Here is a 17,120-nt window from a genome sequence, read left to right as displayed (position 1 = left end):
CCAGAACCAGCATTCCCTTTCCTGCCCGTTGGAGGCACGCTTCGCGCTCGACGGGCCGCCGGGAAAACCGCTATGGTGGCGGCGGCGGTCACGCGGAGCATCATCATGAGCCACATTTGGACGGTGCTGAAATTTGGCTGGCCATACTTGCGCAAGTATTGGCCGCGCCTGCTCATGGGCATTTTTCTGGCCGTGAGTTTCGGCCTGACCAATGCCAGTTTTGTGTGGGTTTCACGCACCTTGTTTGAACGCATGGACCCGGCCTACGCGGCCCGCCGCGCCGAGGAAAAGGCCCGCCCCGCCGCCGCGCCGGTGCTGGTCAAAACCGACTGGCCCGGCCGGGTCTCCGGCGCCGTGCAGGCCGCCTTGGACCCCTGGCTGCCCAAGGCGGGGCGGACGCCGGACTGGCGCCAGATGCTCGGCGGCTTGTTAATCCTGCCGTTGATGGTGGCCGTGAGCCGCTATCTGGGCTACCTCGCCACCTACTGCAACAACTGGGTGGGCGAGCGCTTCATCGCCGATGTGCGGGTGAGCCTGCTGGAAAAGCTCTACACGTTGTCGCTCGATTTTTTCAACCGCTCCACCCTGGGCGATTTGTTGACCCGCATCAACAGCGATACCGCCGCGTTGCAGCGGTGCATGACCAACGGCTTCAATGACCTCATCAAGGAGCCGTTCACCATTGCCGTGGTCTTCCTGGCCCTGCTCATGGTCAACGCCCCCCTCACGCTGCTGGCCATGGTGTTTCTGCCGTTGTGCGTCGTGCCGCTCATCATCCTGGGCCGCAAGGTCCGCCGGGCCATGCAGCGCCTGGTGCAGGCCACCGTCTCGCAGGCCAATCTCCTGGTGGAGGCCCTGGGCGCCATTCGCGTGGTGAAGGCTTTCGGGCTGGAAGCGGAGCAAAGCCGCCGTTACCGCGAATACATCCGGCAGTCGGTGCATCACAGCATGAAAAACGTCCAGGCCAAGGAGCTGGTGAATCCGCTGATGGAAGTCATCGGCATGCTGGGCCTGGGGCTGCTCATCGTGGTGGTGTTTTACCGGCAGGTCTCCGTGCCGGACCTGGTGGGCTTCTTCACGGGCGTGGCAGTGATGTTCACCCCCATCAAAAGGCTGGCCAATGTGCCGATGTTCTTCGCCCAGGCCAGCGTGGGGGTGCAGCGGCTCATGCAGATTTTTGCCGAGCGGCCCACCGTGCAGGAGCCACCAAATCCCCGGCCCGTGCCGGCGTTTGCCCAGGCCATCACGCTGGAGCACGTGAGTTTTGCCTACCACGACCAGCCGGTGTTGCAGGACATTCACCTCACCATCCCCAAGGGCATGCGCCTGGGTATCGCCGGCGAAAGCGGCTCCGGCAAGAGCACGCTGGTCAATTTGCTCTTCCGGTTTTACGACCCCCAGCAGGGCGCCATTCGGCTGGACGGCGTGGACCTCCGCCAGATGGACAGCGCGGCCTTGCGCCGCCAAATGGCGCTCGTCAGCCAGGAAGTGGTCCTGTTTGACGGCACCATTGCCGAGAACATCGCCTGCGGCAAACCGGGCGCCACGCGCGAGGAAATTGAGCAGGCGGCGCGCATGGCCTACGCGCATGAGTTCATCATGGCCCGGCCGCAGGGCTACGACGCGCCGGTGGGCGAGCGGGGGGTCGAACTGAGCGCCGGCCAGCGGCAGCGCATTTGCATCGCCCGCGCCTTCATTCGCAACGCCCCCATCCTGGTTTTGGATGAAGCCACTGCGGCGCTGGACGCCCAGGCCGAAGCCGAAGTGCAGGCGGCCATTGAGCGGCTGGAGGAAAATCGCACGGTCATCTGCGTGGCCCACCGGCTTTCCACCCTGCAAAAGATGGATTGCATCGTGGTGCTTGAAAAAGGGCGCATCATCGAGCAGGGAACCTTTGCCGAATTACTGGCTCGCAACGGTGTGTTCGCCAGCATGGCCCGCCGCCAGGGCTTGTACCACGGCAACCCCTGAGCTGCTCCGCGGCAGGACAGAAGCAGGGCAGGCAATTCAAGACGGCCCATGCGGTTCGCCTGTGGCCCCCCGCAATTTCCAGCCGTCCCCCAGCCCCTTTGGCCTTTTCGGGCCGCAGGCGGCGTGTTAGGTTGCCGGGCGGCGGGGCGGCAAAGCCGCCACCGGCAACAGCAAAGCATGTTGGCAATACGCATCATACCTTGTCTGGATGTGCACGACGGCCAGGTCACCCGCGGCCAGCAGTTTGGCATCGCTGAAAAAGGCGGCCTGCGCAATGTGGGTGACCCGGTGGAACTGGCCCTGCGCTACAACGAGCAGGGCGCCGATGAACTGGTGTTTTATGACATCACCGCCACCGCCCACGGGCGCGCCACCATGCTGGACGTCATCCAGCGCGTGGCCGACCAATGTTTCATGCCCCTGACCGTGGGCGGCGGTTTGCGCACGGTGGAGGACATGCGCACCATGCTCAAGGCCGGCGCCGACAAGGTCAGCATCAATTCCTCGGCCGTGGCCAACCCCGATTTAATCCGCGCCGGCGCGGAAAAATTTGGCAGCCAGTGCATTGTAGTTTCCATTGACGCCCGCCGCGTGGCCGGCGAGGAGCGCTGGGAAGTTTATGTGGCCGGCGGCCGCAAAGCCACCGGGCTGGACGCCATCGAATGGGCCCAACGGGCGGTGGCGCTGGGCGCGGGGGAAATCGTGCTCAACAGCATCAATGCCGACGGCATGCAAACCGGCTACGACCTCGCCATCATGCGCCGGTTGAGCGAAGTGCTCACCGTGCCGCTGGTGGCCAGCGGCGGCGCCGGTACCCTCGAACACATGGCCGAGGTGGTGCTCGAGGGCCATGCCAGCGCGGTTCTGGCGGCCAGCGTGTTTCATTATGGCCGGTACACCGTGGGCCAGGTGAAAGCGTATCTGGCCAGCCGCGGCATTCCCGTCCGCCCCCTCCCGCAAGAGCGCGGCGAGCCGTCCGTGGCCTGAGCTCCAGGTTGCGGGAACCCGCTGCCTCCCCCGCCAACGCCGGCGCGGACAACCAGGATAACTGCGCGCGCCGCCCCTGCGCGGTCCATCATTGGCCGGTTCCATCGCCTTCACGCTCCGGGAGCAGTCGCCCGTGCCGGGCCATGTCCCATGCTGCGCCCGGTGAGTTATGGCAGCCATTTTCCCTGCCCCGCCGCCGGGCCGCGCGGAGGCCATGGCGCGCATTTTCCTGCCCTACCAGGTCGCCTGGATTCTGGATGACGCGCGCCTTTGCCTGGCCGAGAAATCGGTGCGCATCGGCTGGACGTTTGCCGATGCCTTCAAAAATGTGCGCAAGCGCCTCCTCCATCCCCGCCGCGATTATTTGTTCACCACCAAGGACGAGGTCACCGCCCTGGAGTACATCCGCCTTTGCCGCCAGTTCTGCGACTGGTTTGGCGGGGCGGGCGTGGTGCTCACGCAGGGAGTGGAGTGGCTCCGCGCGCCCCGGCCGGGAGCGCGACATCCCTGGCAGGTGATGGAGTTCAAAGCGGGCGTCATCAAGTTTGCCAACCGCTCCCGCATCCTGGCCTTCAGCTCCAATCCGCATGCCCTCCGCGCTTTTGGCGGGGACGTGGGCGTGGACGAATTTGCTTTTCATCCCCGGCCCGATGAATTGTGGTCCACCATCGCGGGGCGGGTGACGTGGGGCTTCGACCTGGCGCTGTGGTCCTCGCACAGCGGCAGCCAAACTCTCTTTCATCGTCTGGCCCAGGAGGCCGCCGCCGGCAAGGGCGGCTGGAGTTATTACCGCGTGACGCTGCCCGATGCCATCGCCCTGGGGCTGGTGGAGAAAATCAATGAAGCCTCCGGCGCGCGCTTCACGCGTGAAACCTTCCTGGAAGATTGCCGCGCACGGGCCCGATTGCCGGAAATTTTTGAGCAGGAATACCTCTGCCAGCCTTCTGGCACGGCCGGCGCCCTGGTCCCGTGGGCGGTGATTGAACAATGCCTCACTGACGACCGCATCGCGCGGCTGCATCTCGAGGAGGCAGAAATCGCCAGCCTGTTTGGCGCACATCACCCTCCCCAGGCGGACGCACGAGGGCAACGCATCCGGGCGATGCTGGCGCAGGCTCTGGAAACCGCGCGGGCAGACCCCGGGGCGGAATACGCACTGGGCTTTGATGTGGCTGCCTCGGGCACGGGCGACCTTTCGGCCTTCTACCTGGACCGCCTCCACCCCGGCGAAGCCCGGCTCGCCGCGCTGCTCACCTGCCGCACCCAGGACTGGCATTTTCTGGAAATGGCGCTCGCTTTTTTCATGGAAACTTTCCCTCGCTTGCGCGCGGCGGGCGATGAAACCGGACTGGGTCGGCAAATCTGCTGGGAGGGGGCACGGCGGTACCCCGGCCGTTTTCTGCCCGTCAACTTCGCGCGGGAAAAGCCCGCGCTGGGCTTCCAGCTCATGCAGGAATTGACCGCCGTGCGCAAACGTTTTCCCCGCGGCGAGCCGGACGTGGCGGCGGATTACTTCGCGCTCCGCAAATGCTGCCGGCAGGGCCGGTGGTATTTTCGCGAAAGCGCCAATCCGCTGAATGCCGCCTCCCATGGGGATTTGGCCTGGGCGGGTGCGCTCGCCAGCCGCGCGCGCCAGCAGGAGGCGGTAGTGCAGGCGGTGGTGATGGAATGAGCCGGCGGGAACCAGTCTCCGGCAATCGGCTCCCGGTGCCGGCCATGACGCCGGCACAAAAAAGGTTCGGGAGCGAGGGTTCCCGTCTCGTCGTAACGCTTTAAGTGCCACGCTTGCCTCTGGCCAGCTCGAGGCGTGGGGTGCGCAGCAGCGTCACGTGCAGACGGGAACACCGCTCCCGAACGCACGATTACTTTAACCTTCTTAAGAATTAAAATGCCATGCAGCAGGAATCCGAAAATCATGTCGGCCTTAGTCCTACCCTGCTCTCGACCTTGTCGGCGCAAGGATGAATAGGCAGCCCCTTAATTGCTGGCTATGGTAGGCTCCAGCTGTTATATTGATGTACGGTCATTGGCCTAAGGTCTTCTCAAACACTTAGCCTTAAGGCCTTTTCTCCAGGGCACCCCAGAGAGTGTTTGAGAGGCGAGGTTGATTGTGAAAGTGCAAAGTCATACACATGGCTTGACCCACGCCAGAAGCGGACAACCGCATGCTTTGCGCATGCTGATTGCCGACGACCATTCCCTCGTCCGGCGCGGGCTGCGCCAAATCCTCGCCGATGCCTTCCCGACCGCCGAGTTCGGCGAAGCCTCCACCGTGCCGGAAACGCTGGCGTCCTTGCGCAGCCAGCCGTGGGATTTGCTGGTGCTGGACATCAACATGCCGGGCCGCTCCGGTCTGGACGTGCTCAAGGAAATGAAATCGGCGAACATCAAGACCCCCACCCTGGTCATCAGCGTCCACTCCGAAGACCAATATGCGCTGCGCGCCCTCAAGGCCGGCGCCGCCGGCTACCTGAGCAAAGACTCCGCCCCCGAGCAGTTTCTCCTGGCCGTCGAGCGCATCCTTGGCGGGCGCACTTTCATCAGCCCTGCCCTGGCCGAAAAACTGGCCGATGAAATGCGCGGCCGCCGCCAGGCCAAATCCGCCCTCGAACGATTGAGCGACCGGGAGATGGAAGTCCTGCGGCTCATCGGCAGCGGCCGCACCGTCAAGGAAATTGCCGGCCTGCTCTCGCTCAGCGTCAAAACCGTGAGCACCTACCGTGTGCGGCTCCTGGCCAAACTGCGCATGAGGACCAATGCCGAGCTGATGCGCTTTGCCATCGAAGAGCGGCTGGTGGATTGAGCGGGCAATCCCGTCCGCGGCCAGCGAACAAACCCTCGCCCCTCTCCCGCGTCAACCATTCATCTACTGCCTGCCCAAGACACTCCGGTAGCGCAGGCGTCCTCGTCCCGCAACACGGGACTTGGCCTGCGTCTCGCCGGCCTTACCGGCCATCCTGGGCACTAAGATGACGGCACAGCCGCCGCAGGCCCTCCTCCAAACCCACTTCCTCACGCCAGCCCAACGCCCGCAGGCGCGTCGCGTCGGCCACCATGTAATCCAGCGGGTCGGCGGTCACTTCCACCGCGTCGCTGACCAGCCCGGTTTTTCCCAGCAACGCCGCAATGGTCTCCGCCATCTGGCGCACGGTGACGCCGCGGCCGGTGCCCAGGTTGAGCGGGCCGGAGCAGCGTTGCTCCAGGGCCAGCAAAATCCCCAGTGCCAGGTCATCAAGGTAAATGTAATCCTTCGTGCTCTGCGGTGTTTTCAAGGTCACCGGCTCGCTGCGGGCCAGTTTGCGGATTAACGCGCTGCACAGCCGCTCCGGATGTTCCCCCACGCCAAAGGGATAAAACACGCGGCCCCAGCAGACGGTGACGGAAAACTCGCGCGCCATTTCTGCCAGCTCCAGCCGCAGTTGATTTTTGCAGCGGGCATAGCGGGTGGAATCATTGAGCGTGGCGGTGGTCTCGGCCAGGGGCTGCCGTGCCGGCCGATATTCCGCGCAACTGCCCAGCCCCATGAAAAAACGGCCGCCGCGCGCGAAAAAATCACGGGCAAAAGACCGGCTCCATTCAAGGAACAGCTCGTTGTCCGGTGATTCCAGATAAACGCCGGGGGTGGTGACCCACGCCGTGTGCAGGCAGGCTTCCAGCGGCTCCGCCCCCAGCTCGGCCCATGGCGGCGCGGCCAGCGTGCCCGGGCACACGCGCAGGCGCTCCGGATGCGGCAAATCCGGCGGCAGATGCTCCCCCGGCAGCAGCAGGGCCGTGACGGCATGGCCCCGCGCCAGCGCCCGCCGCAACACGGCCCGCCCAATGAATCCCGTCGGCCCCGTGAGCAGCAGGTTCATGGCAGTTCACTCAGGCGCGGCCACTGGCGGTCCCGCTCGCTCAAAACGGGGTCCGGCACAGGCCACGGAATGGCCAGTTGCGGGTCATCCCAGCGCACGCCACGCGCCAGCTCGGGGTAATAAAATTCGGACATCTGATAGAAAACCTCGCAATGGTCCGTCAAACATTGAAAGCCGTGGGCAAAGCCGCCGGGCACATACAACATGCGCCCGCTGGCGGCCGTCAGCTCGAAGGCCTGCCACTCGCCGAAGGTGGGCGAGCCACGGCGCACATCCACCAGCACATCAAAAATGGCCCCGACCGCGCAGCGGATGAGCTTGATTTCCGGATGCGGCTCGGCCTGGAAATGCAGCCCGCGCAGGCAGCCGCGGCGGCGGGTGAGGGTGAGATTGCATTGTGGCCAGCGCGTGTTCAGGCCATGCGCGGCAAACTCGCGCTCGCAATAGGTGCGCGCCAAAAAGCCGCGTTCGTCCTCGCGTTTTTCCAGGTCAATCACCCACAGGCCGGGCAGTTGGGCGGGCGTGAAAATCATGCGGGCAGGTCAGACGATGCGCACCTCGGGGATGGGAAGGATGAACCTGCCGCCGGCGGCGCGGTAGGCGGCCTGTTGCTGCAGGATTTCCTCGGCAAAATTCCAGGTCAGCAGCAGCGTGTAATCCGGCCGCCGGCGCAACAGCTCCTCCGGCGGCACAATGGGCAGGTGCAGGCCGGGGCTGAGCCGGCCCTGCTTGTACGTGCTGCGATCGGCAATGAAATCCAGGTGTTCGCGGCCCAGTCCGAAATAATTCAGCAGCGTGCTGCCCTTGGCCGAGGCGCCATAGGCCGCCACGGTGCGGCCTTCGGCCTTGAGGCGCGCCAGCAACGCCGTCAGCTCTTCTTTCAGCCGGCGCACGCGCGCGGCAAAAGCCTCGTACGGCGCCAGCGTGGTCAGCCCCAGCCGCGCTTCCTCCTCCAGCCGAGCAGCCACGGACGGCGCCGGACGCAGACTCCCCGCATGGGCCGCAAACAAGCGCAGCGAGCCGCCGTGAATCGGCAGTCGCTCCACGTCCACCATCTTCAGACCGTGCCGCGCAAACAACGGCTGCAGGGCGGTCAGTGTGAAGTAATACACGTGCTCGTGGTAGATGGTGTCAAATTCAGTGTTTTGCAGAAATTCCACCCCGTAGGGAAACTCCAATATCACGCGCCCCCCCGGCTTGAGCAGGTGCTTCAGGCCGGCCACAAAATCATTGGTGTCCGGCGCGTGGGCAAACACGTTGTTGCCCAAAATCACATCCGCCTGCCGCCCTTCCTGCGCCAGCCGCCGGGCGAGGGCCAGGCCGAAAAACTCCACCAGCGTAGGAATGCCTTTTTCCACAGCCACGCGGGCAATGTTGGCGGCGGGTTCAATGCCCAGGCACGGAACGCCGGCCGCCACAAAGTTTTTCAGCAGGTACCCGTCATTGCTGGCAATTTCAATCACCAGGTTCTGCGGCCCCAATTGAAACTCGCGGCAGTACCGCTCCGCCGCCGACTGCGCGTGCCGCAGCATGGTGTCCGAGAACGAGGAGAAATACAGATACTCGCTGAAAAGCTGCACGGGCGGCACGTCATCGGCAATCTGCAAAAGCCAGCAGGCCGGGCACACCACCAGGCGCAGCGGAAACCGCGGCTCCGGCCGGGCCAGATCTTCCTCGCGCAAGAGATTGTTGGCCAGCGGCTGCGTGCCCAAATCCAGAATCAGCCGCGCCCCGGCGGCCCCGCAGGAGCGGCAACGGAAATCTGGCAACGGGTGGCTCATGAGCGTGTCCAAACCGCGCCGCGGGCGGCCGCGTCGGCGCAGTATTGCTCAATCTGCTGGCGGCTCCAGGCGGCCATGTCGGCATTTTTCACCACGTGCCGCTCGTAATACCAGCGGGCGGTGTGCGCCACCGCCTCGCCCAAGCCCCACACCGGCTGCCATTCCAGCAGGCGCACGGCCTTGTCTATGGCCAGATTCAGCAGCGGCGCCTCCTTGGGCGGGGCCGTTTCCTGCAAACGCTGCCACTGGCCCGGCCAATGTTGCAAAAACAGCTCCACCACCTTTTGCACGGGCACATTCCCCAGCGGACCCGGGCCAAAGTTGAAGGCTGTAGCCAGCGGGTTGGGCCGGCCGGCAGTGGCCAGCCGGGCTCCCAGCCACAAATAACCGCTCAGGCAGTCCAACACATGCTGCCAGGGCCGCGTGGCCGCGGGATTGCGGATGCCAATCGCGCGCTGCTGCAACAGGGCGCGCACACAATCGGGAATGAGCCGGTCTTCCGCGTAATCGCCGCCGCCAATGACATTGCCCGCCCGCGCGCTGGCCACGGGGCCGAGGGCCGGATGCGGCTCAAAAAACGAGCGGCGCCAGGCCTGGGTGACCAGCTCGGCGGCGCCCTTGCTCATGCTGTAAACATCGTGGCCGCCCAGCGGGTCCCCTTCGCGATAAGCATAATCCCAACCTTGATTGTCGTAGCACTTGTCGCTGGTCACCACCACCACGGCGGCGGGTGACTCCATCTGGCGCAGCGCTTCCAGCAGGTGGGCGGTCCCCAGGGCGTTGATGCTGAACGTTTCCAGCGGCTCGCGATAGGAGCGCCGCACCAGCGCCTGGGCGGCCAGATGGAACACAATGTCTGGCCGGGTCTCGCGGAGGGTCTGGGCCAGGGCCTCAAAATTGCGCACATCGGCCAGGCGCTCCTGTTCAAACTCGGCGGGGTCCAGCAGCTCGTACAAACTGGGCTGGGTGGGCGGCGGCAGGCTGAAACCCGACACCCGGGCCCCCAACGCGCGGAGCCAGAGGCACAGCCACGCCCCTTTGAAACCGGTGTGGCCCGTCACCAACACGCGGCGGCCCGCATAAAATCCCTGAAACATGCCTACCAGATTTTCCATGGCGCCTGGCCGGTTTTCCACATTTTGTTCAGCAGCTCAGCCTCGCGGAAGGTATCCATGCACTGCCAGAAACCGGTGTGCAGGTAGGCCCGCAACTGCCCCTCGGCCGCCAGTCGCTGAAACGGCTCGTGCTCGAGGATGCAGGAGTCATCCTCGCCCAGGTACTTTTCAATGGCGCGGTTGAACACAAAAAATCCGCCGCTGATGAAGCCGCTTTCCTTTTCAGGCTTTTCGTGAAACAGCACGATTTTGTCGCCCTCGAGGGCCAGCCGGCCAAAACGGCCGGACGGCTGCACGGCGGTCAGCGTGGCAATGGCGCCGTGCTGCTCATGAAAGCGGATGGTCTCGTTGATGTTGCTGTTGGTCAGGCCATCGCCGTAGGTCATCAGAAACGTGTCACTGTCAATGTACGGCATGACCCGCCGCAACCGGCCGCCAGTCTGGGTCTCCAGTCCCGTGTCCACCAGTGTCACCGTCCAATCCTCCTCATCGTGCTGGGTGTGGTAGCGGATTTCCGGCACGCGACCCAGCCGCAGAGTCACATCGCTGGTGTTCCACTGGTAATTGCGGAAATAATCCTTGATAATCTCACCCTTGTAGCCCAGGCACAGGATGAACTCCTTGTGCCCGTGCTGGGCGTAGATTTTCATGATATGCCACAAAATAGGGCGCCCGCCGATGGGCACCATCGGCTTGGGCCGGAACTCCGTTTCCTCGCGCAAACGCGTCCCTAGTCCACCGCACAAAATGACCACTTTCATCTCGGTAAAACGCCGCAACAAACCAAGAGCTGGCTTCGGCGCGCGGCCTCAACCTAAAAGACTTTGCCCCGCCAAGGCAATGCCAAAGAAGGCCCGGGCCAGCGGGCAGGGGCCTCGCTTGGGCGCTGGACCACCATCTGCGGCTTCTACTTTCTTGGCCCCACCTTGCTCAAATCAAACGGCTGGAAACCCACCCGGGCGGCGGGCGACCCCGGTTTCAGTGTGAAATTGCCCTGGGTCGGCTCCACAAACAGCGGGTCCGCCACCAGGCTGCCCTGGTCCTGTCCGCGCTGCTGCCACTCGCTCAAGGTCTGCTTGCCAAAGCGAATCTCGCCGCCGTCCACGCGCCAGTAAAGGTTGGAGACCATGAGGAAATTGGTGGGGCCGCCCGCCCAGGTGCCACCCAGCGCCACGCCTTCCTTCCACAATACGAGGTTGTGGGCAAAAGTGAAACTCAAGTGCGGCTCGTTGCGCGAGCGCTGGATTTGGTGGTCCCGCGCAAAGGCAAAAATGTTGTTCCGCACCACATTATCGCGCCCATAATGTTGATGAAAGCCCCCGTGCGTGGTGCCGTACACCAGGTTGTTTTCCGCCAGAATGCGCGTGGTCCCCTCATCGAAATATATGCCCCAGCCGCCGTAACGGCGCCCGTAACAATCATGCCAGAGATTGTTGCGGATGACCGTGCCCTCGTGCAGCCCCAAGGTGTAAATCCCGCCCATGTCGCTCAAAATCGGGCCGTCCCCATGGCTCTTTTTGCCGATGTGATGAACATGATTGTACTCCACCAGGTTGTTGGTGGCCAGCGCCCGGCTGTAGCCCCATGTCCACCCGATGCTGATGCCCGTGTAATAAAAATCGTGAATGTGATTGTGCACGATGCGGTTGCCGGGCGTCTGCCCCAGCCAGATGCCGATGGCACTGTGAAATATCTGGCCGCCGTCATGGATGTGGCAGTCGGCTATTTCATTGTTCCGCGTCATATCGGCCTCGGCAGTGCGCAGGGCAGTTTCGCCCAGCTTCACGCCGCCAGCGCCCAGGTCGGCCATCTCACATCGCCGCACCACGTTCTCCTGGCAGCCGCGCGCCAGCTCCAGCGCGTAACCGCCCAGATGCGCAAAGCGGCATTGCTCAAACACCGCCTGGTGCACATGCTGCCCCCACACCGCGCCGCTCACGCCCACCGCCGCCTGCGCAAAACCGCCAACGCTCGCCTTGGGCGGCGGCCAGATTTCCACCTTCTCGCGGCCCGTATCGTAGCCCTGGGGGAAATACCATTCCGTGTGCGCAAAAGTCAGCCCGCGAAAGGCCACCTGCGCAATGGGTTGATTGGAGGCGCCCTCCATCCGCACCAGTTGCTGCAACACGGGGGCCACCACGGTGAAGGTGTCCCGCGACTCGCCCGCGCGCGGCCAGTAGTACAAACGGCCGCTCGCTTTTTCCAAATACCACTCGCCGGGTTGATCCAGCGTTTCAAAAGTGTTTTCCAGGTAGTACTGGTCGCCGGGATCCAGTTTGAACACGCTGTTCTTGGTGAAGCTCAGCTCGTGCTGGGCCGCGTCAAAGGCCCGCACCGGCAGATGCGATTCCACCCAGCGCGTCATGGCCCGCACCTCGCCCTCCTTCAGCGTGGGCCAGTCCTGGATTTCACCGGGTTTGACGCGGAAACGCGCCTGCCCCACCGTCCATTCTGTCTCGGGTTTGGCGTCCGGCACGGCGGCGATTTCAAAATAACCCTGGTTGGGATGCCGCGCGCGCACCAGCCGCTGCTCGCCGGCCCAGAGCTGGCGGAAGTACCATTTCCCCTCCCGCACCTCGGGCAATTCCAGCATCCAGAGATTCTTGCCTTCGCGGGTCACCGCCTGCCAGCCCGTGAGAGGGCGGCCCCCGCTCAGGACGACCACCGCGCCAGGCATGGCGGCGAATTCAAGGTGGTGGTCGCCCGCCTTGAGCACCAGGGGGCGCGTCAGCCGGTACGTGCCGGCGGCCAGGTAAATCTTGAGCGGCAGGCTGGCATTGGTGGCGCGCACCTGCCGGGCCAGTTCAAGGGCGCGCTCAAGCGAGGCCACCGGACCGTCCTTGCCTTTGACGATGGGGTAGGCGCCGTTGGCCGTGTCATGGCCGCTGGGCGCCACAAAAATCACCCCCGGCCCCGGCTGCGGGGCGCGGGCAGCCTTCTGGGACGGCCCTTGCCGGCAGGCACTGAAAAAACCCAGGGCCACTCCCAGACACGACAACAAAAACCAATATCGGGCGCGCATAATGATGAAGAGCTTTTCCATGATATTAAACCGCCGGCCCCCGCTTTTGCCAACGGGAAAACCGGCGCAGGCATCCTAGAACTTCAACTCAGTGGTCTGCACGCGGGCCACCCATTTGATGCGCTGGCCTGCCACGCCCGTCACGCGCAGGATGAGCGCCTTGTTGGTGTTGTCTGCCGCCGCCTGCGGGTTGGTCAGGCCGGCAATGTCCGAGCCTAGCCCCGTCACCGTGGGCGTGCCCACCAGGCTGACCGTGCCGTTGACGTTTTTGATGACCCCTTCAATGCGGAAGCCGGCCGAGCCACCGCTGTTGTTGCGCGCGGCCACCATCGCCTGAAATGTCCACGTCCCATTGTTGGGCACCTGCATCCGCTCCTGCGCGCCATCGAGGAACAATTCCAGCGTGGTGGCATTGGTGGTCGTGCGCCGCAAAACATAAAGCGACGTCTGAGCGTCCCCCCAGGAGCTGTCCATGCCGCTGGCATAGGCCATCTGCCCGAAGCTGATGGCGGCGGCCTGTGCCCCACCGGGAATGGTGGCATATATCGCGCCCGGTTGCACCCAGTTGTCCGCCCCCCCGCCCACCGTGCCAAAGTGCGCGTCGTCGTCCACATAATTGTAATAACCGCCGGCAATGGTGGCGTCATCGCTGTTGCCCACGTAATTCAGCTCGCCGCCGCCCACCGTCACCGCGTAGGCCAGTTCGCTCACCAAATTGCTGAAACCGCCCACCACCACCGAGACGCTGCCCTGATTGGTGTTGTACAACCCCCCGCCAATGAAACTGCCGGCCGCATTCTGGCCAATCGAATTGTAGCGGCCCCCGCCAATGCCGGAGCTGGACGCCCCGGCCTGCAACGTATTATACGCCCCTCCGCCAATCCATCCGGCGGCCGTTTCTGCGCCCACCGTGTTGTAGCGGCCGCCGGCAATGACCGCATGCTCGCTGTTGGTATTGACAAAATTATCCTCACCGCCGCCCACGAAGGAAAAATGGCTGAAGCTGTCCACCCAATTATTGGCGCCGCCGCCAATGAACGAAGACCAGGCATTGGTATAGACTACATTGCCGTACCCGCCCACCACCGCGGATTCATTGGCGTTGCTGTGCACCAGGTTGTAACGGCCGGACCCGATGAAGCCAAAGGCCCCGCCCACCACGTTGGCCTCCGGGCCCTGCCCTCCCCCGGCCACGACGGCCCCCACCGTGCCCGGGTAGGTCTGGTTGGCGGCGTCGCCCCCAATCAAATTGGGCACGCTGACCGTGGGTTCCGCGCGCAAAAAACGGGTGTTATTCACGCGCAGCTCCAAAGGCTGGGCATCGGTGGTGCCCAGGAAATTCGCCGGCGTGGTGCCGGCGTTGCCGCTCAAGGCCCAGCCCCCCCCGCCCCCGCCGCTGCCACTGATGACCAGCGCGTTGCCCTGGCTGTTGATGGTGATGCCATTGGTGCCGCTCAGTTGCACCGCGTCGCGCAAACCGTTCAGGCTGGTGACCACTTGATTGCTGGCAATCTTGACCGCCGTCACCGCGCCATCCTTCAAACTGGCGGTGTTCACCGCATTGGCCACCAGCGCCGCCGCCACCCCCGCATTGGCGGCATGCCACGCATACGGCGCCGCCAGCAGCGGCTGCCGCGGCGCCAGCGCCGTGAACGCCCCGACCCCCGACGGCCGCACCGCCAGCGCCACCCAATAAGCCGTGCCGTTGAACACCGACGGCCCAAAATCCACCTCCACCGTGAACAGACCGTTGGACACGTTGACCTGCAAATTGGTCACCGGCCCGGCCAGCGGCACGCCGCCGGTGGGCGCGTCATACAGGGTAAAAGTCAAATCATAAAGACCCTGGGCCGGCTGGCCTTGTTGCACCAGCCGCCCCTGATATAGAAAGGCGCTGCCCAGCGGCGCCGCCGACAGGGAAGCCAGCAAAGTCAGCCAGACCAGACCCACGCGAAAACCAAGGGTGTATTTCATAAAAATCGCTGTTTATTGATGCTGCCAAAGATATAGACGAGGCGGATGGCAACGGCCATCAAAAATCATCCCCCCTCCGGCAAAACACCCGCACCTCCCTGGCCGCAGGCCAGAATCAAACAAGGAGGCGTCCGCTGCACGCTGGGTGCCAGCCTTCGGCGAAAAGCCCGCCCGGGCGGGGCCAAGGAACGGATTTATTTGGGTTTTTCGGCTGGCGGCGTGGGCGCCGCCGCGGCCGCCGGTTTCCCCAGCCAGCCATGCGTCCAGGTATGAATGAGTCCCTGGCGGTCCAGCACGAGGTAGGTCAGCCAGAGCAACACCACCAGCACCGCCACATACGGCCACAGGCTTTTCTTCTCGGCAAAGGGGTCCACCAAATCCCGCTGCGCCCCTTCCGGCAGCCGCGCCACCCGGGTCAGGGCCGCGCCAAACGGCACGTTCAGCCGCGCGCGCGCATTGATGGCCCAACCGTTGGCATCCAGAATCGGCCCCAGGTTCCGCTGGCGCAATTTCAGCCAGGCCATGATGACTGACGGCCCGCTAATCAATAGCATCAGCCCCACAAAGACCAGCGGGATTTGCCAGTACTCAATTTTCATCAACCCCGTGGCCAAAATGCTCAGCGCCGTGCCAATGGACCCCACTGCCACGCCCAAGGCGGCCACCGTGCCCACGTCTATTTTTTTCGGCTCGGCCGGTTTGGCCTTGTCAAGCGTGGCCGCGGTGGCAGCCGCGCTTTCAAGTTTGGCGGTGGAGGCCGCCTCGGCGGCCGCGGCGCGTTTGGCCACCTGCTGCTCAATCAACCGCACAAACTTTTTGTAGGGCGCCCAGAACGCCTGCCGCAGGCTGATGGGATTGTCCACAATCCGCGTGATGGTGGCGTCCCAATCGCGACCCTGCCGGTCATAAAACACGCCGTTGCGGCCCACCATGAGGTTGTCCGAGCTGCCATCGGTGAACGCGGCCACAATCTGCATTTTTTCTCCCGTGGCCCGGCGCACACAATCGCAGTAGGCCAGGTATGTCCCTGCCAGGCCGGCCATGGTGGCATGGCGGCCCGCATCCTCCACCCGCAAACACAAATCGCACCGCCGCTGGTCCAGGTACAGGGAGCCCGCCTGAAAGATGGCCTTTTCCCGCCGGCTGTAAAAGTCGCGGAAATTGACAAAATTCACCAGCAACCGGCCCAAATCCCGCCGGTAACGCAGCAGCTTGTGGACGGACAGGACGGCATTGGACTCCACGCTGACCGCCAGATCGCGCGCGATCAATGCCTCCACGTTTTTCCGCGCCGGTCCGGACAGCAGCGCCTGCAATCGCGCCTGCCCCAGCGCCTCCACCTCCGCGCCCGCCTTGGCCGCCAGCCACGCCTGGCAGGGTCCCAGGCGAGCCTGCAACTGCGTCCAATCGTGCTCCGTCAACGCCGTCCGCTCCCCCAGCAGCGGTGTCACCGCCAGCGCGCGAAACGCCGCCATGTCCGCCGCCCAGGCCGGATTCAATCCCTCCGCCAGCGGCAGCGGCCGCCCCGCCTCCACCCGCGCCAGGGGCAGGCTGCGGCATTCTTTGGCCTCGGCGCTCAGCTCGCCCGCTGCCACAGCGGCATATTCCTTTTCATCCCGGTTGAGCGGCCCCGCCGCCCGGGCGTCAAAGGCCGCCAGCCGGCAACGCGCAAAGTAATCGTCCACCTTGGCCCGCACGGTCTGCAGGGCCTGCACGGCGGCGAGCGTGGCGGTCTCCCCCAAGGGCCAGATGGCTGCATCGCCCGCCCCCTTTTCCCGCCACGTCACAAAAGCCGCAGCCGCGTTGAAAAATTGCTCCACCTTGGCCTGGTTGACCCCGGCCTTGCCGCTGCGGTCGGGCACCCCGCCCACACACGCCAGCATGTCCTGCAAGACGCCGCGGGTTTCCTCGTCCTGCGCGGCTTCCGGCGGCACCACGCCATCGCCGTTGAAAACGGTGTGCGCAAAGATGCGCCCCGGGTCAGTGGTATCCGCCAGGGCAATCTCCGCCGCGTCCGGTTTGCCCAGATTGGCCAGGATTTGGCGGGCCGCCGCCAGCAAGGCCTGGCCCTCGGGATGCTGGTCATTCAACTGCGCCAGCGGCAGCGTCTCGCCCGGCGTTAAAATACAGCCGGGGTCCTTCACCACGGCGCAGACCCACTGCACGGCGGCCAACAGCTCCGGCGGGCGAATCCGCCCGTCTTGGTCGGTATCAATTAAATCGAGCGTGGCGGGGTCCAGCTCCAGGCCGCGCGTGGGACACGCCAGGGCGACCCAGAGGGTTTGGTCGAGTTGCGCCAGGGCGCGCAAATCCTCGCCGGTGGTGAGGTGAACCTGGTCAAACCCGCCCGCCATGAAAAACCGCCAACGATGCAACGCATGCGTCCGGGTGTTTGAAGTATTCGCGTTTGACATTA

Annotated in this window: 12 protein-coding genes; 4 read left to right on the top strand and 8 right to left on the bottom strand. The window is 64.4% G+C overall.

Annotated elements, in window-relative coordinates:
• Window positions 1-105 precede the first annotated feature (105 nt).
• The 4 genes from NXS98_RS14760 (at window position 106) to NXS98_RS14745 (ending at window position 5,761) form a co-directional block, all read left to right on the top strand.
• The gene (locus NXS98_RS14760) at window positions 106-1,971 is read left to right on the top strand and encodes an ABC transporter ATP-binding protein (protein ID WP_283845791.1); all 1,866 of its coding nucleotides are present in this window, start codon (window positions 106-108) and stop codon (window positions 1,969-1,971) included.
• A gap of 177 nt (window positions 1,972-2,148) precedes the next feature.
• Window positions 2,149-2,958 carry an imidazole glycerol phosphate synthase subunit HisF gene (hisF, locus tag NXS98_RS14755; RefSeq protein ID WP_283845790.1) on the top strand — a complete coding sequence of 270 codons (810 nt, stop codon included), beginning with the start codon at window positions 2,149-2,151 and terminating at the stop codon, window positions 2,956-2,958.
• 169 nt (window positions 2,959-3,127) lie between these two features.
• The gene (locus NXS98_RS14750) at window positions 3,128-4,630 is read left to right on the top strand and encodes a terminase large subunit domain-containing protein (protein WP_283845789.1); all 1,503 of its coding nucleotides are present in this window, start codon (window positions 3,128-3,130) and stop codon (window positions 4,628-4,630) included.
• 504 nt (window positions 4,631-5,134) lie between these two features.
• Window positions 5,135-5,761 (top strand): response regulator, encoded by a 627-nt coding sequence (locus NXS98_RS14745; protein WP_283845788.1) that lies wholly within the window; start codon window positions 5,135-5,137, stop codon window positions 5,759-5,761.
• 142 nt (window positions 5,762-5,903) lie between these two features.
• On the opposite strand, the gene NXS98_RS14740 is transcribed toward NXS98_RS14745, so the two are convergent.
• The 8 genes from NXS98_RS14740 to NXS98_RS14705 all read right to left on the bottom strand — a co-directional run bounded on the left by NXS98_RS14740 (window position 5,904) and on the right by NXS98_RS14705 (window position 17,118).
• Window positions 5,904-6,812, bottom strand: coding sequence for an NAD-dependent epimerase/dehydratase family protein (locus tag NXS98_RS14740; protein ID WP_283845787.1), 909 nt, complete (start codon window positions 6,810-6,812; stop codon window positions 5,904-5,906).
• On the bottom strand, window positions 6,809-7,345 hold the full coding sequence (gene rfbC, locus NXS98_RS14735; protein ID WP_283845786.1) for a dTDP-4-dehydrorhamnose 3,5-epimerase: 537 nt from the start codon (window positions 7,343-7,345) through the stop codon (window positions 6,809-6,811). The genes NXS98_RS14740 and rfbC overlap by 4 nt, the downstream gene beginning before the upstream one ends.
• A gap of 9 nt (window positions 7,346-7,354) precedes the next feature.
• Entirely contained in the window at window positions 7,355-8,593 is a 1,239-nt protein-coding gene (locus NXS98_RS14730) for a class I SAM-dependent methyltransferase (RefSeq protein WP_283845784.1), read from the bottom strand.
• Entirely contained in the window at window positions 8,590-9,708 is a 1,119-nt protein-coding gene (gene rfbG / locus NXS98_RS14725; RefSeq protein ID WP_283845783.1) for a CDP-glucose 4,6-dehydratase, read from the bottom strand. Before rfbG ends, NXS98_RS14730 begins: the two co-directional genes overlap by 4 nt.
• Window positions 9,693-10,469, bottom strand: coding sequence for a glucose-1-phosphate cytidylyltransferase (gene rfbF / locus NXS98_RS14720; RefSeq protein WP_283845782.1), 777 nt, complete (start codon window positions 10,467-10,469; stop codon window positions 9,693-9,695). Before rfbF ends, rfbG begins: the two co-directional genes overlap by 16 nt.
• 146 nt (window positions 10,470-10,615) lie before the next feature.
• A complete protein-coding gene (locus tag NXS98_RS14715) occupies window positions 10,616-12,751 on the bottom strand; it encodes a right-handed parallel beta-helix repeat-containing protein (RefSeq protein WP_283845781.1) in 2,136 nt (711 codons plus the stop codon).
• A 54-nt stretch (window positions 12,752-12,805) separates the two neighbouring features.
• Window positions 12,806-14,704 (bottom strand): DUF8740 domain-containing protein, encoded by a 1,899-nt coding sequence (locus NXS98_RS14710; protein WP_283845780.1) that lies wholly within the window; start codon window positions 14,702-14,704, stop codon window positions 12,806-12,808.
• Between the two features lie 194 nt (window positions 14,705-14,898).
• Complete coding sequence (locus NXS98_RS14705) at window positions 14,899-17,118, bottom strand: hypothetical protein (RefSeq protein ID WP_283845779.1); 2,220 nt, start codon at window positions 17,116-17,118, stop codon at window positions 14,899-14,901.
• Window positions 17,119-17,120 lie beyond the last annotated feature (2 nt).

Source organism: Fontisphaera persica (assembly GCF_024832785.1).
Taxonomy (GTDB): Bacteria; Verrucomicrobiota; Verrucomicrobiia; order Limisphaerales; family Fontisphaeraceae; genus Fontisphaera; species Fontisphaera persica.
The sequence above is the reverse complement of the archived record's forward strand: the minus strand, read 5'-3'. Positions and strand labels throughout refer to the sequence as shown.